This is a genomic window from Bacteroides sp. (assembly GCF_028690125.1).
Taxonomy (GTDB): domain Bacteria; phylum Bacteroidota; class Bacteroidia; order Bacteroidales; family Bacteroidaceae; genus Bacteroides.
In genome coordinates this window covers 1-17514 of the sequence record NZ_JAQVBV010000030.1, presented here as the reverse complement: position 1 = coordinate 17514, position 17514 = coordinate 1, and the positions used below count along the sequence as shown (strand labels likewise).

Annotated in this window: 19 protein-coding genes; 10 read left to right on the top strand and 9 right to left on the bottom strand. The window is 41.0% G+C overall.

Annotation, left to right across the window (positions count from 1 at the left end; all coding sequences use genetic code 11):
* Positions 1–13: 13 nt before the first annotated feature.
* On the bottom strand, positions 14–1009 hold the full coding sequence (locus PHO71_RS17545; RefSeq protein WP_300205805.1) for an NAD(P)H-dependent glycerol-3-phosphate dehydrogenase: 996 nt from the start codon (positions 1007–1009) through the stop codon (positions 14–16).
* A gap of 88 nt (positions 1010–1097) precedes the next feature.
* Positions 1098–2828, bottom strand: coding sequence for a lysine--tRNA ligase (lysS, locus tag PHO71_RS17540; protein WP_300205803.1), 1731 nt, complete (start codon positions 2826–2828; stop codon positions 1098–1100).
* 75 nt (positions 2829–2903) lie between these two features.
* Between lysS and PHO71_RS17535 the strand changes: the two genes are divergently transcribed.
* On the top strand, positions 2904–4286 hold the full coding sequence (locus PHO71_RS17535) for an MATE family efflux transporter (RefSeq protein ID WP_300205801.1): 1383 nt from the start codon (positions 2904–2906) through the stop codon (positions 4284–4286).
* A gap of 48 nt (positions 4287–4334) precedes the next feature.
* Here the strand turns inward: PHO71_RS17535 and PHO71_RS17530 are convergent, their stop codons facing one another.
* From PHO71_RS17530 to PHO71_RS17520, 3 genes are all read right to left on the bottom strand, one after another.
* Complete coding sequence (locus PHO71_RS17530) at positions 4335–4586, bottom strand: DUF4248 domain-containing protein (RefSeq protein WP_300205799.1); 252 nt, start codon at positions 4584–4586, stop codon at positions 4335–4337.
* A gap of 129 nt (positions 4587–4715) precedes the next feature.
* On the bottom strand, positions 4716–5189 hold the full coding sequence (locus PHO71_RS17525) for an HU family DNA-binding protein (protein ID WP_300205797.1): 474 nt from the start codon (positions 5187–5189) through the stop codon (positions 4716–4718).
* A 157-nt stretch (positions 5190–5346) separates the two neighbouring features.
* The gene (locus PHO71_RS17520) at positions 5347–5946 is read right to left on the bottom strand and encodes a DNA-binding protein (protein WP_300205795.1); all 600 of its coding nucleotides are present in this window, start codon (positions 5944–5946) and stop codon (positions 5347–5349) included.
* Between the two features lie 591 nt (positions 5947–6537).
* Between PHO71_RS17520 and PHO71_RS17515 the strand changes: the two genes are divergently transcribed.
* Entirely contained in the window at positions 6538–7464 is a 927-nt protein-coding gene (locus tag PHO71_RS17515; RefSeq protein ID WP_300205793.1) for a hypothetical protein, read from the top strand.
* Positions 7465–7697: 233 nt separating this feature from the next.
* Here PHO71_RS17515 and PHO71_RS17510 read toward each other — a convergent pair whose 3' ends face one another.
* Both PHO71_RS17510 and PHO71_RS17505 read right to left on the bottom strand, forming a co-directional pair.
* Positions 7698–8006 carry a hypothetical protein gene (locus tag PHO71_RS17510; protein ID WP_300205791.1) on the bottom strand — a complete coding sequence of 103 codons (309 nt, stop codon included), beginning with the start codon at positions 8004–8006 and terminating at the stop codon, positions 7698–7700.
* 895 nt (positions 8007–8901) lie between these two features.
* Positions 8902–9417, bottom strand: coding sequence for a transcriptional regulator (locus PHO71_RS17505; protein ID WP_300205789.1), 516 nt, complete (start codon positions 9415–9417; stop codon positions 8902–8904).
* A 144-nt stretch (positions 9418–9561) separates the two neighbouring features.
* Here PHO71_RS17505 and PHO71_RS17500 point away from each other — a divergent pair, with 144 nt between their 5' ends.
* The 8 genes from PHO71_RS17500 to PHO71_RS17465 all read left to right on the top strand — a co-directional run bounded on the left by PHO71_RS17500 (position 9562) and on the right by PHO71_RS17465 (position 16223).
* Positions 9562–9756 carry a hypothetical protein gene (locus PHO71_RS17500; RefSeq protein ID WP_300205787.1) on the top strand — a complete coding sequence of 65 codons (195 nt, stop codon included), beginning with the start codon at positions 9562–9564 and terminating at the stop codon, positions 9754–9756.
* A 240-nt stretch (positions 9757–9996) separates the two neighbouring features.
* Positions 9997–10176, top strand: coding sequence for a hypothetical protein (locus PHO71_RS17495; RefSeq protein ID WP_300205785.1), 180 nt, complete (start codon positions 9997–9999; stop codon positions 10174–10176).
* Positions 10177–10783: 607 nt separating this feature from the next.
* On the top strand, positions 10784–12805 hold the full coding sequence (locus tag PHO71_RS17490) for a hypothetical protein (protein WP_300205783.1): 2022 nt from the start codon (positions 10784–10786) through the stop codon (positions 12803–12805).
* 51 nt (positions 12806–12856) lie between these two features.
* On the top strand, positions 12857–13753 hold the full coding sequence (locus PHO71_RS17485) for an AAA family ATPase (RefSeq protein ID WP_300205781.1): 897 nt from the start codon (positions 12857–12859) through the stop codon (positions 13751–13753).
* On the top strand, positions 13750–14403 hold the full coding sequence (locus PHO71_RS17480; protein WP_300205780.1) for a hypothetical protein: 654 nt from the start codon (positions 13750–13752) through the stop codon (positions 14401–14403). Before PHO71_RS17485 ends, PHO71_RS17480 begins: the two co-directional genes overlap by 4 nt.
* A gap of 51 nt (positions 14404–14454) precedes the next feature.
* Complete coding sequence (locus tag PHO71_RS17475) at positions 14455–14733, top strand: hypothetical protein (RefSeq protein WP_300205778.1); 279 nt, start codon at positions 14455–14457, stop codon at positions 14731–14733.
* Positions 14730–15044, top strand: coding sequence for a hypothetical protein (locus PHO71_RS17470; RefSeq protein WP_300205776.1), 315 nt, complete (start codon positions 14730–14732; stop codon positions 15042–15044). Before PHO71_RS17475 ends, PHO71_RS17470 begins: the two co-directional genes overlap by 4 nt.
* Before the next feature lie 492 nt (positions 15045–15536).
* The gene (locus PHO71_RS17465; RefSeq protein ID WP_300205774.1) at positions 15537–16223 is read left to right on the top strand and encodes a DUF4468 domain-containing protein; all 687 of its coding nucleotides are present in this window, start codon (positions 15537–15539) and stop codon (positions 16221–16223) included.
* Between the two features lie 192 nt (positions 16224–16415).
* Here the strand turns inward: PHO71_RS17465 and PHO71_RS17460 are convergent, their stop codons facing one another.
* Both PHO71_RS17460 and PHO71_RS17455 read right to left on the bottom strand, forming a co-directional pair.
* Positions 16416–16625, bottom strand: a complete 210-nt coding sequence (locus PHO71_RS17460; RefSeq protein ID WP_300205772.1) for a DUF4248 domain-containing protein — start codon at positions 16623–16625, stop codon at positions 16416–16418.
* A 120-nt stretch (positions 16626–16745) separates the two neighbouring features.
* Positions 16746–17222, bottom strand: a complete 477-nt coding sequence (locus PHO71_RS17455) for an HU family DNA-binding protein (RefSeq protein ID WP_300205770.1) — start codon at positions 17220–17222, stop codon at positions 16746–16748.
* Positions 17223–17514 lie beyond the last annotated feature (292 nt).

The window sequence follows — 17514 nt, the reverse complement described above, 5'->3', positions numbered from 1 at the left end:
CTACTACTTATTATTATCTAAAAGAATCCGTTAGCAGTTTTATCTCGATCATTGGTGATATGCGTTCGTACAGGATATTGTATACGGCATCCAAGATAGGCATATTGACATGATGATGCTTGTTGATCTCCTTGATACATTTTGTACCGTAGTAACCTTCTGCAATCATTTCCATTTCAATTTGTGCACTCTTCACAGAATAACCTTTCCCAATCATGGTGCCAAAAGTCCGGTTACGGCTAAAGTTGGAATATCCCGTTACCAGCAAATCTCCCAGATAAACAGAGTCATCTACGTTTCTGTTCAACGGATGCACAGTATTTAGGAAACGGTTCATTTCCTGAATGGCATTTGAGATTAATACAGCCTGGAAATTATCTCCATATTTCAGACCGCTACAAATACCGGCAGCAATAGCATATACGTTTTTCAATACTGAACTGTACTCTATTCCTGCCACATCATCGCTCACAGAAGTTTTAATGAAACTGCTTCCCAGACGGCGACCGAAAATACGGGCTTTATCTTTGTCCGGACAAGCGATGGTCAGATAAGAAAGCCGTTCGAGTGCAACTTCTTCCGCATGACATGGACCTGCCAACACAGCAATGTTTTCTGGTGGTACAGCATATTCTTTGGTGAAATATTCCGATACGATTACGTTGTCATCGGGTACGATTCCTTTGATAGCGGTGATAATGAATTTATCCTTTATCTTCATCTTCAACTTTTTCAGATGCGCTTTCAGATAAGGAGAGGGAGTGACGAAAATCAACGTATCCGATTCCTTCACAATATCATTGATATTAGAACTGAAATTGATACGCTTCATGTCGAATTTCACACCTGTCAGATAAGCCGGATTGTGTCCCAATCTCTTGAAATCGGCAATGCGGTCGTCTCGCCGCATATACCAATTGATAGAATCTTCTTGAGCCAGACACATCTTTGCAATTGCTGTAGCCCAGCTTCCTCCGCCCATTATCGCTATCTTACCGGGTAGTTTCATTTCTTTAATTAAAAATTAAGAATGAAGAATGAAGAATTATGAATGAAAAGCCGAAACGATTCTTCATTCTTAATTCTCCATTCTTAATTTATTTAAGTTTATTTATCCACTCGGTTACATCATTCACGGTTGGACTAGTCAATTCTAATTTATATTTCTTATTGATACCGCAAATATCTTGATGTAATTTTTGCGGATTCACATCTTTCATATCTTCTACTGTGTTGTAGCCGGCTTTCTGGATTACCTGAATCCAATCTTCTGCAATACCCAGTTCCGTATATTTGGCAGTAGGATCTTTCTTAGTTACTTTTTCCGGACGCATTTGCGGGAAGAATAATACTTCTTGGATAGTAGTCTGTCCGGTCATCAACATAACCAGACGGTCTATACCAATACCGATACCTGATGTTGGCGGCATGCCATACTGCAAAGCACGCAGGAAATCCTGATCAATAATCATTGCTTCGTCATCTCCCTTGTCTGCCAGGCGCATTTGCTCTTTAAAGCGTTCTTCCTGATCGAGCGGATCATTTAACTCAGAATAAGCGTTGGCTAATTCTTTACCGTTTACCATTAGTTCGAAACGTTCGGTCAGTCCCGGCTTAGAGCGGTGCATTTTAGTCAATGGGGACATTTCTACAGGATAGTCGGTGATGAAAGTAGGTTGTATATAAGTTCCTTCGCAGAATTCACCGAATATTTCATCAATCAGCTTACCCTTGCCCATTGTCTCATCAATCTCTTCCATTTTAAGCTCCTTGCAGATCTGGCGGATTTCTTCTTCATTCTTACCGTTTAGGTCGTATCCTGTTTTTTCTTTAATTGCATCCAAGATAGGTAGACGGCGATAAGGAGCTTTGAAGTTGATAGTCTTTCCATCGATTACGCTTTCCGTATTTCCGTTTACGGCAATACAGATGCGTTCCAATAGTTTCTCCGTGAAATCCATCATCCAGTTATAGTCCTTATACTGAACGTAGAGTTCCATACAAGTAAACTCAGGATTATGGTTCTTGTCCATACCTTCGTTACGGAAATTCTTTCCTATCTCGTATACGCCTTCAAAACCACCTACAATCAAGCGTTTCAAGTATAGCTCTGTTGCAATACGTAGGTAAAGGTCTACATCCAGTGAGTTATGGTGAGTGATAAACGGGCGTGCACTTGCACCACCGGCGATAGATTGCAGAATCGGAGTTTCTACTTCCGTATAGCCTGCTTCATCCAAAGCTTTACGTAATGTTTTCACTATAGTGGCACGTTTTTCGAATGTTTCTTTAATGCCATCATTAACGATCAGATCGACATAACGTTGGCGGTAACGGAGTTCCGGGTCTTCAAAAGAGTCATAAGCAACCCCATCCTTGTATTTTACAATTGGCAGTGGTTTGATAGACTTGGCAAGTACTGTCAGTTTCTGAGCATGGATACTGACTTCACCCATCTGTGTACGGAATACGAAACCTTCGATACCGATAAAGTCTCCTAAGTCGAGCAGGCGTTTGAATACAGCATTGTACATTTCCTTATCTTCTCCCGGGCAGATGTCATCACGGGTAATATATACCTGGATACGTCCTTTTGAATCCTGTAATTCGATGAACGAAGCCTTGCCCATTACGCGGCGGCTCATGATACGGCCCGCTATAGAAACCTGACGCGGTTCGCTGTCATCTTTGAATTCAGCTTTAATGTCTGTGGAAAAAGCATTGGTTATATACTCTGCAGCAGGATAGGGTTCAATTCCCATTGCACGAAGTTCATTCAAACTGTTGCGTCGAATGATTTCCTGTTCACTTAGTTCTAATATATTCATTTCGTTATGTATTAACTCAATTTTGGAGGCAAAAATACGAAACTTTTCTCATATATCCCGTAATCTGTCTCTTTTTTGTATCTTTGCATCCTCAAAGTAATAGGTATGACAGGACAAAAGACACCCACTGCGCTGGGTACGGAAAAGATTGGAAAGCTTTTAATGCAATATGCCATTCCGGCAATTATCGCTATGACGGCATCTTCTCTTTACAACATGGTAGATAGTATTTTCATTGGTCACGGAGTAGGAGCAATGGCCATTTCGGGATTGGCACTGACCTTCCCATTGATGAATCTTGCTGCGGCATTCGGATCATTGGTCGGGGTGGGAGCAGCTACATTGGTTTCTGTGAAACTGGGGCAGAAAGATTATGACACAGCCCAACGGGTATTAGGCAATGTGCTGGTTTTAAATATTATTATTGGATTGGTATTTACTGTTCTTGCCCTCATCTTCCTCGATCCTATTCTTTATTTCTTTGGCGGTAGCGAGGCAACTGTCGGTTATGCGCGCGATTATATGGTAGTTATTCTACTGGGAAATGTCGTCACTCATCTTTATTTAGGATTGAATGCTGTACTGCGTTCTGCTGGTCATCCGCAGAAGGCGATGTATGCAACGATTGCTACAGTAGTTATTAATACGATTCTCGATCCTTTGTTTATTTATGGCTTTGGCTGGGGAATACAGGGAGCTGCTATTGCAACTATTGCAGCACAGGTGATTGCATTGATATGGCAGTTCAAACTTTTTTCTAATAAAAATGAATTGCTTCATTTTCATAAGGGTATTTTTCGTTTAAAGAAAAAGATTGTGTTTGATTCTCTTGCAATTGGTATGGCTCCTTTTCTGATGAATCTGGCTGCCTGCTTTATCGTAATTCTGATTAATAAAGGATTAAAACAGTTTGGCGGTGACTTGGCTATCGGAGCTTTCGGTATTGTCAATCGGCTGGTCTTTCTGTTTGTAATGATTGTCATGGGGCTGAATCAGGGAATGCAGCCGATTGCAGGATATAATTTCGGAGCGCGTCAGTATGAACGGGTGACAAAAGTATTGAAAATCACAATTTATGCGGCAACAGTTATTACCACTGTTGGTTTCCTGATGGGAATGCTGATTCCGGGGCTGGCTGTCTCTATCTTCACTACTGACGAGGAACTGATTCGTATTTCTACTAAAGGGTTGCGTATCGTGGTCATGTTCTTCCCGATTGTCGGTTTTCAGATGGTGGCTTCCAATTTCTTTCAAAGTATCGGTATGGCAAGTAAGGCAATTTTCTTGTCTGTATCACGTCAGGTTCTTATTTTGATTCCTTGTCTGCTGATCCTACCTCAGTTTTACGGGCAAGAAGGTGTATGGATGAGTATGCCTATTTCTGATTTGATTGCGAGTTTGCTTGCCGGGATGATGTTGTGGTGGCAGTTCCGTCAATTTAAAAAGGCTATTGTTTGAGTCTCACTCTATAATAAGTTTCACTTTATGTAGGCATTCCGGGCATTCCTAAGGAATGTCCAGAATATTGGTTATGATTCTGACTTGTAAGGGGGTAAAGGTACGAGTACGTGTATTGTAGCCGGTTGCCACAAGACGGGTGTACAATTCCTTGTTCATTTTGATCCATTTGGTAAACATTCGAATGGCGCAACGTGGAGTAATATTCGGATTGTAAAGGCAAGCTAATTCTTTTTTCTTATACGTTTTGACAATAAATGGTTTTTTTTCTTCTTCGTATTCGTAAATAGCTGAATTCATATTGATTTTTATTTAAGTTAATAGACAGTAAAGATACAACATTTTTAAGGCGTTGTCAAGAGTTTGATGATAGAGTTTGCAAACAGTATCCGCTTTTAAGCGAATACTGTTTTTTGCATAATTAATTGATTACAGAGTCGGGTCCGGAGACTCTCCATTGTCGTCACCCCGATTCGGAGTCGGATCAGGATTTTCGGGAATCAAAGTCCCATCATTAGACGTAACTAACTTTTGAATACTGACTTTATTCAGCATATCTTTGAATTTATATCCCGGAGTGAAAACGATTCTTACCCTGCGGATGGTATCGCTATCTACATCTTTTGCCGCATCCTGGCTATCACAATTTATCCCCGGACGAAAACATCCGAAATCGCCCAGCTGAACGGAGATTCCTTTATTAAGGTTCATGTTCAGGGTATCAATCAGGGCATCGAGTACAAATTTTACTGCTCCGCTCGGAACTAATCCTATCTTAGTGATTTCATCGCACAAGGTTTTAAAATCCACCGTATTGGTAATCACATTTTGAGCTACATACTTTTCAGTTTTAGTTTTATCAAAACCGAAGGTTCTTTTTTTAATGACATATTTTAATGACATAATCTTGTTTTTTTAATGAATACTTTTAATTAACATATCTCTTTGTGATCACGATGCAAAGATATAACAGCCGATTGCCGCAGAGGTGCTTTAATGACGTTCAATGAACGACAGCAAATTTATGAATTTCTAAAGTGCTGATTAATAGTGAAATAATTTACACCTTTATATATACACTTAATTTTCCTACCCCTTCTCTTCGGATGATTCCCTCTGTGATGAATGAATTCAATTCTGTGATGGCGACTTTTTTATTTCTACCAGTCAAAAGGCAGTAGTCTGTCCGGCTAATGAATAAATGAGTTGCTAAATATAGATTAAGATGTACAAGACAAGTTTCACGGGAGATACTGTTTCTCTTCGGTCGGGTAAGAGATTCTCCACGTTGCAATCTCATTTTGTCACTTACTTCTTTTTTGAATGACCGGCTCGCACGAAGATGGATGTTTTTCATTTTGATGGACGTGGAGCGGACTTCTTTTTTGTCGTTGATGGGAGGACATTGCAATGAGGTAGATAGGAAGCCGAAGTTACCGATCTCTACCGTCCAGCCTTCTGCCAGTAAATCACGTGCCTCGTTTGAAAAGGCTTCCATTGCACCTGTTAATAAACTGTGGCTGATACCTGTAAATTTGTGTACGCGGTCTAAAAATTCTTCTTTGTCTACAGTTCCTTTAGAAACAATGCGGGCGTGTAGCGGTTGTTTTTCTCCTTTGTCAGGGCTAGGAGTATCGAAAAGGTCATAGATTGCACTCATATACTGAAGTTTATTGGTTTAGTAGTTAATAGTAATTCGTTCCACAGATATTTCCTTTTAGTTCCACAGTTGTTTCCCTTTCGTCCCATATCTGTTATTCTTTCGTTCCATATCTGTGGAACGAATAGGCTTTTGCTACAAAAGTAGATAATCTATGTAGTGAGGGAGTGCTTTAAAAGTTATATGCCATTCTGTTATAAATAAGAGATTACATAAGGACATCGTCTTTTATTCAGCTACATTTTCTTTTATCTCAATGAAAGTCATATTGCACGGAATCCTTTTGCTTGTGCAATGATTGTAGTGAAATACAATCAATAGTGCATTCATATAGTTATATATTTTTGAATGTGTGTAAAACTTTTAGTTATTCTTTGCGCGTATTAAAATATTTTGTTAGTTTTGTAACTAATTAACGTTTTGAATGTATTAAAGAATTTGAAAGACATAATTAAGAAAAGGTGTTATTAAAACTATATTCTGCATTTAGGCTTCATAATTCTTATGTAGAATAAAGAAAATATGGTACCCACATCTTTTTATTTAATAAATTTGCTATTCTGCGGGTACAGAAAGCACAAATAAAAACATATGAGAACATTTAGGTTATTAGGAATGGCTTTAGTGGCTGTGATGATGTGTGTGAACTTTGTTGCATGTAGTGATGATGAAGAGGGTGATGATACTCCTGCTAAAAATGATGACGGAATCATTACCAACCAGAAAAAACTGATAGAGATTAAAGAAACATACGATGATGAAACGAATACGTTGATATTTTCTTATGATAATAAAGGAAGAGTAATATCTGCTGTTGAAAAAGATTCAGAAAACAGTGGTAGTGAGACTACTAATTTTACTTGGGGGAACAATAGTATTATAGCAACAGAGGATAATAGATCCATAATATATACCCTGAATGGTGGTTTAGTGCGAACAAGTCAGGGAGATGGTTATAGTACATCGTATACTTACAATACATCCAATAATTTGTCTATAATTAAAGAAATTAGTTCTCATTCCTCTAATGAATCTTATACCAATACTCTTACTTGGGCGAATAATAAAATAACGAAATATTCCACAGAAGGTGGAAGTGAATATCAATATACATACAGTGGAAAAACTTGCAAAGGTTGGTTCCCTTGTTTAGACAATGAAGTATGGGATAATTTGGATGTGGTTTTCTATGCACATCCTGAATTGGCAGGAATGCGTAACTCTCAACTACCAGACCAAATTTATAGTAAATATATTGATAAAGGTGAATATTATGATGACTATTACCAGGAAATTTGCAAATATGAAACTACTTATGAAGAAACCATTAAATTTACTTATACATTAAATAGTGAGGGATATGTAGAAAGCTGTACTGTAGTAGATAAAGATGTGGAAATTCGTAGCCGTTCATTTGAAGATAAAAATGGTGATGGAGTAATTGGTGAAGATGAAAGAAATGTGTCGAGCACCAATACCGAGACTTATACAACCGTTTATACATGTAAATGGGAATAGACTCTAATCCTTAATATCCCCTTGTAATTAGTATTGAATTAGGTAATAGAGAAGAGGAAGAATACAATACCAGTAACTATTACTGCGCTATAGTAAACAGCTAAAACCAGTCCACTCATTCATTGAACAGGTTGGTTTTAGCTGTTTACTTATATATCTTATTACTTACCTGCATTTTTTATGGTTGGCATCGATTCGATAGGTCTTAACATCCTGTGTTGGAACAGAATAGATCAGTTTTTTATTAACTGAAATAATAGGCGTGGAGGTCCATAATTCTTTTCCTTCGATACGCTTATTTTGAGAATAACCGATTCTTTTGCCTTTTTCCTGGCTGTTTCATTTCCCGGTAAAGAACCTTTCGAACTGAAGTTATCACCTAACATATATATTCCGGTGATGACAGCCGAAGTAATTCTTGCCCTATTCGCTCCTTCATTATAATTATCCGCTTCTTCCGGTTTATACAATAAGATATGGTCGGCATCATTGAATGTGTACACACGGTCGAACCACCAGCCGAAAGATAGACTGTTGAGCATATAGTTTCTATAAGAACCAAAAGAGTTTGTGTAGATTACTGTCTTATCTAAGTTTTGTTAAAATACTAATAAATAGAAGGTTTGAATGAAATATAACAAAGAAGAGAAATAAATCATTTTGTTTATATGGCTTTAAAGTGCTTTTATACTAAACAGGATTTAAATGGTTCAAAGAGAACATAAGTTGAAATCAAACTAAAAAAGAGCCGAAATATATGTGGAGGTAGGTTGGAAAAGTTGGAATAACGATTTAGATGGATTTCTTTTTTATCAACACTATTGGAGTGACTATTTAATTATTTTAATGGTCATTAAAACAAAATCAGAATGATGTAATTTAAGGAATTTGTATTGAGCGTTGGAAATGATTCAAAAAATAGTTGGGTATACTGTTGGATATACTAAGTTGATATACTTTTTTTGTTGCAAATATTCGTTTTGTTAAAGCTGGACATACTTTTTACATTCTTAGTATTACTTGTCTTGATAGTGGTATTTCTCGGATTAATATGTGCTTAGTTGTTTAAGGATTGATTTATTGGGAAATATTACGGATGTATAGTGGCAGCTATCTGATTATAAAGAAAGTGTAAGCTGTTAATAGACAGTGGTAAATTGGGTGAATTAGTGTGCTTTTCATGCATAAAGGTGCGTGCGATTGCTTATTATATCATTTGTTGCTGAGGCTGAAGAGGAGAACTGACTAGCAAAGTGAGGAAAACCAGTGACTGGCTTTTGGAAATAAAATTAAGGTCAGATGTACTCAGGATATCTTTTAGGTCGTTTTTTGAATGTGTAGTTAGTTGTTTAAAGTTGATAAGAATAATAATTCTGGCTAGGGATTAATTTTTTCTCGAGTACTTATTTTTTAGTGCCTGTTCTTTCAATGAGTTTTTTATCGGGCAGTCACAGAGGTTGCATTGTCCACATCCTGCGAAGAATGCTTTTCGATAGAAGCATTCTTCGCAAGGGCTAAACCCTTAGATTTATCTTTTGAAGAGGTGGAGAGTGATTTGTATTCCTGGACTTTAGATTCGAGGCTACGGATACGTTCTTTTAAGCCTCCCAGTTCTTCAATCAGGGATTTGTTTTCTTCATCTTTCTTCTCATACATTTTATATATAATAGATTCTTCTATTGATGGTATCGAGGGAGGGATTAGGGAGGCATCCAACTTGTTTTCTTTAGGTGTTTGGGGATCACAGAGCATAAGACCACGACCGGTGAGAAGCCATTCCGGATTGATATCAGGATAAACAGACAAGATGTTTTCCAGCTTATCGGAGCCTATTGCTCCATTGTTTTTTAACGACTTTCCAAAGGAGGCATTTGACATCCCAATACTTTTTTCAAATGCTGATATGCTTATGCCTTTGGCATCGATATATTCTTTTAATCTTTGTATTATCATAGATTTTACTCTAAATAAAATAAATTAATTAGATTATTTCCTAACAATGGCGTGTATTATGTTAGATTATTTTCTAAGTTTGCAATATCTTAAAGAATTAAGATGGTTCCAAAGATAGAAATAGTAATTTAATAATTCAAGGATATGGCTAAAAAAGAGAGGTACATTAAGTTGGATAAAGAGAAAGTAAAAGAGATTGCCAAGATTAAAGGTGTGTCTACTGTGACTGTTTATGCCGCATTAAAGTTTGAAACCGGTAGTGCGTTGGCTATGCTTATTCGGGCTTGGGCATTAAATCATGGTGGAAAGTTGTTTGAGGAGAAAGAAGGTTTTCGTTGAGAGATGGTAACCTTTTAGTATAATGGTTTCATGAGATGTTGCTAAATTGGATGTTATTCATGAATTGAGATTTGGCTGATAATTAGTCATTCTGAGTGTAGCGAAGAATTTCTTCTTTGTGTTTTAAGAAGAGGAGATTTTTACTTCTTCCGGTTGTCTGAATGACAGATAAAATCACTCCGTTATTGGTCACTTATGATTGAATTGTGTTGTGGTACTTAATTTAAAAGAGAGAATAATATGAAAACGATCAGATGGATTCAGAATGTGGCTGCTGTGGCTGGGATGATTGTGGCTCTTAATACGACTGACAAATTGGATATAACGTTTAAGGAGGCTTGCACGGCTGGTGTGCTGATTGTCTTGGTCATAGCTATGTTGTTGGGTCGAGCTTTGGAAGACGAAAAAGGAGCTGAATGATGGGTTGGGGAAAATTCATGAGGGACTAGATAATGCGTGAAAGAGAATGAAGGAACGCATGAGAGAATGGAGAATTCATGAGAAGGTAGCCAATTCATGAGAATGGACAATTCATGAGAAAGTAGACAATTCATGAGAAGGTAGACAATGCATATGAGGGTGAAGGATGTATGAGAGAACAGACAATATATGAGAGGAAGTGGAGACTGTTATTGATTCGGAGATTAAAAGCTTTTGTTCTTGATGACGTTTTTGTATTTCTTATAGTTTGTATTTCTTATAGTTTGTATTCTTTATCGATGATGTTATGCTGCGCATTCCCAATTTAAAGGACTTTGTGTTTGATAATATATTTATTGCATTTCGGAGATAGGAGATGATGTGGAGGGAATGTGAGGATATGAATTCTATGATTGGGAAAGCAGTTTGAGAGTGGAGATCTGTTTTAATAGTTTCTTTTCGGAGGAGCATTCTCTAAAATGATTCTTAAAAAGATGCCGGACGAGATGTAGCCCGGTATTTCATTTATTTATAAAGCTATGTGATTATGGAAATATTTGGGAAGAGATTATGCGTGACATACGATGAGCTTGTAAGAGACGGTATCATGAGTAAGCCGAACTTCGACAAGCACGTGCGTGAGAATAAGTTTTCGGTTTTGCGGAAAGGCGGCAATGGTCGTAAAGCTTTGGTTGATTACGAAAGTATGCCCGAGGCCATTCGTGCGCGTTATGACGCGAGGCATCCCGGGGCGAAGCAGCAGCTTCAAACACCTAAAATACCACTGAATGAGCGGTTGAAAGGAGATGAAAAGGCTGTTGAGTTCTTCCGTAGGTACACGCCGAGGATTACTATCGAGCGGCAAACGGAGTATGTACTGAATGCCAAGGTGTTGAACGCTATGGTGGCTAAAGAGATGGACATGAAGGGTATGCACGGTAAGAGTGGATACCGTCATTCGAAACTGGTGCGTGACACTATTACCGGCTTGTGCGAGCACCTTCGCGAGCGTTATGGACATACTTTGCCAAAATCGCGTTTGATGGAGAAGTTCAATGATTATAAGAAATATGGCTATGTCGTTTTAGTTAATGGCAATACGGGTAATCAGTCCGCCCGCAAGGTAGGCCCGCAGGAGGGCCGGCTTTTGTTGAGACTGAAACGCAGCAAGTTTCCCGTGTACACAGATATGCAGATTTTTGAGGAGTACAATCGTCTGGCTCCCGCAAAGGGACTGAATCGGATTGAGTCTCCTCACACGGTGACGGGTTTCCTTTATAAGACGGCTGTCAGGTTGTGGTGGTACGCGTCTGTTCATGGAGAGGTGGCTTTCAAGAATGAGTTTATGCCTCAGTTCGATACTCAACTGCCGAAGTTGCCCAATACGCTTTGGTATGGCGACGGAACGAAGTTGAACCTTTATTATAAGGATTATGACAAGCGTCAGAAGCGGATGGTGGCTCGCACGATCGACGTTTATGAGGTGATGGATGCTTGTACAGAAGTCTTTTTGGGATATTCGTTTGGTCGTGAGAGCTTTCTTACTCAATATGAGGCTTACCGTATGGCTTTGGAATTATGGAAGGTGAAACCTCATGAGATTGTGACCGACAATCAGGGTGGTCATAAGACGAAGGCTGCTCAAGCCTTTTTCGGTAAGATTTGTCGTTTGCACAAGACGACGATGCCTCACAACGGTCAGTCGAAAACAATCGAGAGTGCTTTCGGACGTTTCCAACAGCAGGTGCTTCATGGGCTTTATAATTTCACGGGGCAGAACATTACGGCTGTCAAGGAGAGCAGTCACGCCAATCTGGACCTGATTATGGCGAATATCGACCGTTTGCCGACACTGGAGGAGATGAAGGAACAGTATGTGAAGTGCCGTGACGAGTGGAACGCGATGGAGCATCCCACGTCCGAAACCGGGATGACGCGGATGGAGATGTACACCTCGCTCTCCAGCCCCAATGCGGAAACGCTGGACGACTGTGAAGTGGCAGATCTTTTCAAGATGTTCTCCACCACGGACGTGAAATATGGCAAGCAGGGATTTTGCTTCGAGATGGATAAGCGGGAGTACCGTTATCAGGTGTATGCCGACGACGGGCAGGTGGATCTTAATTTTCATATGCAGCACGTGGGCGAGAGTTTCCGTTATCGCTATGATCCGAAGGACATGACTGTGATTGAGTTGTGGCAACCTACGGCAGCAGGATTAATCTATGTGGCCACCGCCACTCCGAAAGTCAAGATTCACCGTGCCACTGCCGACCGCACGGAGGAGGAGAATGATTACCTTTTCACACAGTTGCGGAACAACGAGCGTGCACGGGTGGCCCATCACATTGCTTCCGAGGAGTTGTTGCTCGAAGAGTGCATGAGCGAGGCCTACACCCGTCTGGCAGTTCCTCGTCCCGTAGGAGTATCGTCTAAGGCGATGAACAGCTATCGTGAGGCGTATGCCGAAGGCACGCTGAAAGCTCCGGTAGAATATCCGCAGGGCACAGGTCCGGGCACATCAGAGCCCGACGTGGAGGAAAGCCCCGGAATCGCTTCGGTGGGAGAGTTCACCAAGGCGGCTTCTCAGCTCACGGATATCGATCTGTATGAGAGTTTCCTGAATTGATGTGAACCGATTAATCTGTATTTAATTACTATTTAAATATCAAGCAAACCAATGAAAGAACTTACCAAACAAGACAAGGACGCTATTCGCGACGCTCTGATGGAGTATTGCGCCAACTATCCTTCGCAGAACCGTGCCAGCGAGAGCCTGAACGGAGTGAGCGCTGCTACCGTTTCGCAGATTGGCAACGGAAAGTACCTGAATATCAGCGACGATATGTTTGTTCGCATCGCCACGCAGATCGGCTACAGTCTCGAACGCTGGACGCTGCACGACAGTCAGACTTTTGCCCGAATTACGTTTGCCATGACCGATGCGCAGTCTTTCCGCAACGTCACCTGGCTTGTGGGCGATGCCGGATGTGGCAAGACCACGGCTGCCATCGAATACCGCCGTGCGCACCGCAACGTGTTCTACATCCTCTGTTCGGAGGACATGAGGAAGAGCGACTTTGTGCGCGAGATTGCCAAGCAGGTGGGAGCTCCGGCGGACGGTACAAACTTGCGCGACATTTTGGAGTATGCCATCGGCATGATTGCTTTCCTTAAAAACCCGATTCTTATCTTTGACGAAGGCGATAAGCTCACAGATTCTGTTTTCAACTATTTCATCTCCATCTACAACCGGCTGGAGGATAAGTGTGGAATTGTTTTTCTCTCTACCGACTACATCAAACGCCGCATCGAGAACGGCATACGTTACAATAAGAAGGGCTATAAGGAGATAAACAGCCGTATTGGTCGCAAGTTTTTCGACGTGAGCGCAACTACCGAGCAGGATGTGTATGCCATTTGCCGGGCAAACGGACTGACCGATCCGGCCGAGATAAAGCGAGTATTGCGCGAGGCAATGCAGGGCGAGTACGACCTGCGTCGGGTGAAACGTGTGATACACGCTTGCAAGCGCATCTCTGAAGCCAAAAAGCGGGAAGGAGGGTTGCGAGAATGAGCAAGAACACAGACAAGGCACCCGCCTTCATCCGCAGTGCCCGAGGGGTGCGCGATGTACTTTCGATGAAATTCAGTACCCTGCCTTTTGAAGGCGACTGGCAAGCAGCTTTCGGCACTCCCGAACGCCGTGGCGTGTGGTTCATCTGGGGTAACTCCGGGAATGGAAAAACCTCCTTCGTGATGCAACTCTGCAAAACCCTTTGCCGCTTCGGGCGTGTGGCCTACGATAGCATGGAGGAAGGTGCTTGCCTTACGATGCAGAACACGCTGATACGTTTCAATATGCAGGAAGTAAACCGCCGGTTCCTATTGCTCGACAATGAAAGTATCGAGCATCTGAGCATTCGCCTCAAACGCCAGAAAAGTCCCGACTTCGTGGTGATAGACAGTTTTCAATACACACAGATGACCTATCGCCAGTACATTGAATTCAAGGAAAAACACCGCGACAAGCTGCTTATCTTCATCAGCCACGCCACCGGACGCCTCCCCACGGGACGCAGCGCAAAGAGTGTCATGTTCGACGCAACGCTGAAAATCTACGTCGAAGGCTTCAGGGCTTTTTCTAAAGGACGCTTCATCGGACCATTGGGACATTATGACATCTGGCGCGAAGAAGCCCGTAGGTATTGGGGAGAGGATATCTGACGAAACATTGAAAGCAGAATATTGAAAGCAGAACATTAAAAGCAGAAACACATGAGAAAAGAAAAAGAAATAACGACAGCCGTCGAGCTGCTGCGCCGAAAAGGCGACCGGTTGAGCATCATTCAGGCAGATGTTTTGGAAGGCCATCGGACCGAAGCATGGGTATTTGTACGCTACGTCAGCCAAGCGACGGAGCAAAATAAAGACGAAGACGCCTATTGCGCCGCCCGTGACGCTGCCCGATATTTGAGCGGAAAATTGGAACTGGAAGTATTAATCCCTCATCCGAGGAAAAGAAACGGTCGCAGACGGCCGGAGGAGGGCAGATGACAAGATTACAAAAAGAATCCGTTGCTCTGATGACATTGCGCATACGCGAAATGGAGCAACTCGAAGAGCGCATCGTGAAAGATGAAGCCCGGATGGACGAAATCTGCCAATTGCTCGTGAAATGTGACCTGCTCACACATTCCAGCCGGACGGACGACCTGATACAAGAGTGGCACAATCTCAATTCCCGTGCGGAGCAGTCCAGAGACAAGCTGGCTAGGCTTAGAGCACCTTCCGAAATGACGGAAGAGGACAAAAAGCTACAAGGCAAGGAGAACAAGATCAGAGATCGATTTAACATCAATTACTAAAGCGTAAACTCTAAAAGTTTTCACCTGATCTGGCATAATATGGCATATTGATTTTTCGATATGCCATATTATTGTTTTATACAGATAATTAAAAAAGGGAAATTGAAAATATTCTTTGATTAATCTATTTATACAAGGTGATATTACAAATAAAACAGATACAAGAATAGGCCCTTAATAGGTAGACTTTCTAATTATAAATAAAAACATAGCTCGCAATATTTGGTTGAATGCAAAAAAAACTTTAATTTTGCGCCTTTGAAAATCGCAAAACTATATGTAGAAAGTGTTTATTCTTATTTCATACCTGAAATTTTGAATCTATATAGCAAAATTATGAAACTTCCTATAAAGGATTTACATAATAAGCAGAGATTGATAATTTTAAGTTTATCGGTAAGAGATAAGGATAAGTAGGCTCACTCTTTCTTTCTTTATGTTATATTCCAAACAGACAAACGTACCGGAGAGCTAAAAGTACAATGAAAAATTATGAAAAGAATTATTATTGGTGCATTATTTTGTGTTATGGCAATTAGTGCAAGTGCGCAAATTATGAGAGCTGAAGAACTTGAAAAGTATGCAGTTGAAAAGTATGGAGAAAAATGGACGGATGCAGCAATGAATCTTGGAAAAGAGATTGCATTGGATAAGAACAATTCATTGAGTTATGCCCAAGTAATAGACTGTGCAAACCAGGACAAAGAACATCTGTATATTGCATTAAATTATTGGTTTACTGCAACCTTTAATGATGCAGACGCTGTGATTCAGCTAAATGATAAAGAATCAGGTGTAATTATTGCAAAAGGTTTTATTCCCGGTATAGCTTCACATGCGGGAGGGATGAACTCATATTTAATCAGTATTCGCCCCATTATAAGGGTAGATATAAAAGACTCTAAGATTCGCGTAACCTATACCATTCAGAACTACGATGTTGATAAATATATAGGTGGTGGCGTTATGGGAGCTATGGGTGGTACGAGACCAGTTAAATCCGTAGAAAAGTGGGCTATTGAAAAATGTTTCCCATTCCAGGAAAAAGATCAATATAAAGCCAAAAAGAGTTCGTCAAAGGCACTTGTAATGGCCCATGCTTACTCAAATGTTGTAATAGATAAAATAGAAGAGGCTGTAAAGAATGGTCTTGTTGGAAATGAGAATGACAATTGGTAATTGACAGCAGTTCAGTTATCAAAGCTATCAAATGAGAGTGAAAGTCTGGTAATGACTATAAAGATTAAACTCTCTAATGATTAGTAAACAAATCCTTTTAAAGTATATTTTAAAGAGGATGTATCTTTCTTAAAAGACACATCCTCTTTTTGTTTGCCACCTTCCCATTCCTTTAAGGAAGGCTTCCCGCCATCACTCCCCCGGCTCCCCCAAGTAGTAGATAATAGCCTCATACTGCATCGGTGTAAGTGCCCTCTGCCGGGGCACGAAGTGCAGTTCCTTCAGCCGCGCCATCAGTTCGGGATTCAGTTCAATCCAGCGGTGCAACTGCGCAGAAGCACTGCGCACCGTAGAACGTGGAAAATACTGTTGCGCCAGTTCACTCATATAAATAGCTTTCATATACGTTCAGTTTATCGTTTCAAGTTAATAAAAAAACTACCCCGTAGTAGTGGGTCCATTACTACCGGGTAGTCACTCATCTACCTCGTAGTAACGACGACATTACTACGAGGTAATTTCTCACAGCGTCGGGTCAGGCGATTCACCCCCACCGTCGTCCGGTAATGTCGGATCGGCAGGATCATCCGTTGCCACCTCCTTCTTGCCATACACACGGCTGAAACTCAGTGCCTCACTGCGGGTAGCCGCTTTCACCGCCTTGCCGGGGCGGAACTGGATGTGAGCCGCCGTAATGTTACTTGCAGTAAATCCCTTCTTCGTTTCCGCACCCTCACTACAGAGCTGTATCTGAAACGTACCGAAGTTCTCCATCTTCACAATCTTTCCGGCAGCCAACTGCACCTTCATCTGGCGGATCAGTGCCCGAACCACGTTCAGCACATCCCCATCCGTCAGCGACGTAGCATACGAAATCTCTTCAGCCAGTTCGTCCATCGTCACCACGCCATCGGCCTGCGCCTTGGCATAATACATCTTTTTAGCCTCCTTATCACCGGGCTTAGTGCTCATTAGAGCAAGCGAATAACTTACACTCATCTTTCAAATTCAATAATTAAGAATGAATAATCAAACATTGGCTGCGCGACCAATCGTTTATTAACTCTGCCTTTCGCGAAAAGACAAGGCAAAAGTCGAAAAATCATGCTTGTGAGTGTTGTTTTTCACGTAGTTGTGGTGCATTGCCGGGTATTAAAGAGTATTTTTGTGACATGGGATACAATAAACGCAATAAACTTGAACGTATCTGCGAGATCCAGCGAATCACGCTCGAACATACACGCAGGGGAGTCACTCAAAAATGGGTGTACGATAACGTCATCTATCCGCG

Excerpts from the sequence above, each read along its gene's own strand:
- PHO71_RS17460 (WP_300205772.1), bottom strand. The coding sequence starts at position 16,625 with ATGAAAGCTATTTATATGAGTGAACTGGCGCAACAGTATTTTCCACGT.
- PHO71_RS17505 (WP_300205789.1), bottom strand. The coding sequence starts at position 9,417 with ATGATAATACAAAGATTAAAAGAATATATCGATGCCAAAGGCATAAGC.
- PHO71_RS17520 (WP_300205795.1), bottom strand. The coding sequence starts at position 5,946 with ATGAGTGCAATCTATGACCTTTTCGATACTCCTAGCCCTGACAAAGGA.
- PHO71_RS17465 (WP_300205774.1), top strand. The coding sequence starts at position 15,537 with ATGAAAAGAATTATTATTGGTGCATTATTTTGTGTTATGGCAATTAGT.
- PHO71_RS17545 (WP_300205805.1), bottom strand. The coding sequence starts at position 1,009 with ATGAAACTACCCGGTAAGATAGCGATAATGGGCGGAGGAAGCTGGGCT.
- PHO71_RS17495 (WP_300205785.1), top strand. The coding sequence starts at position 9,997 with ATGAAAACGATCAGATGGATTCAGAATGTGGCTGCTGTGGCTGGGATG.
- PHO71_RS17515 (WP_300205793.1), top strand. The coding sequence starts at position 6,538 with ATGAGAACATTTAGGTTATTAGGAATGGCTTTAGTGGCTGTGATGATG.
- PHO71_RS17480 (WP_300205780.1), top strand. The coding sequence starts at position 13,750 with ATGAGCAAGAACACAGACAAGGCACCCGCCTTCATCCGCAGTGCCCGA.
- lysS (WP_300205803.1), bottom strand. The coding sequence starts at position 2,828 with ATGAATATATTAGAACTAAGTGAACAGGAAATCATTCGACGCAACAGT.
- PHO71_RS17485 (WP_300205781.1), top strand. The coding sequence starts at position 12,857 with ATGAAAGAACTTACCAAACAAGACAAGGACGCTATTCGCGACGCTCTG.
- PHO71_RS17470 (WP_300205776.1), top strand. The coding sequence starts at position 14,730 with ATGACAAGATTACAAAAAGAATCCGTTGCTCTGATGACATTGCGCATA.
- PHO71_RS17490 (WP_300205783.1), top strand. The coding sequence starts at position 10,784 with ATGAGTAAGCCGAACTTCGACAAGCACGTGCGTGAGAATAAGTTTTCG.
- PHO71_RS17525 (WP_300205797.1), bottom strand. The coding sequence starts at position 5,189 with ATGTCATTAAAATATGTCATTAAAAAAAGAACCTTCGGTTTTGATAAA.
- PHO71_RS17510 (WP_300205791.1), bottom strand. The coding sequence starts at position 8,006 with ATGCTCAACAGTCTATCTTTCGGCTGGTGGTTCGACCGTGTGTACACA.
- PHO71_RS17475 (WP_300205778.1), top strand. The coding sequence starts at position 14,455 with ATGAGAAAAGAAAAAGAAATAACGACAGCCGTCGAGCTGCTGCGCCGA.
- PHO71_RS17500 (WP_300205787.1), top strand. The coding sequence starts at position 9,562 with ATGGCTAAAAAAGAGAGGTACATTAAGTTGGATAAAGAGAAAGTAAAA.
- PHO71_RS17455 (WP_300205770.1), bottom strand. The coding sequence starts at position 17,222 with ATGAGTGTAAGTTATTCGCTTGCTCTAATGAGCACTAAGCCCGGTGAT.
- PHO71_RS17530 (WP_300205799.1), bottom strand. The coding sequence starts at position 4,586 with ATGAATTCAGCTATTTACGAATACGAAGAAGAAAAAAAACCATTTATT.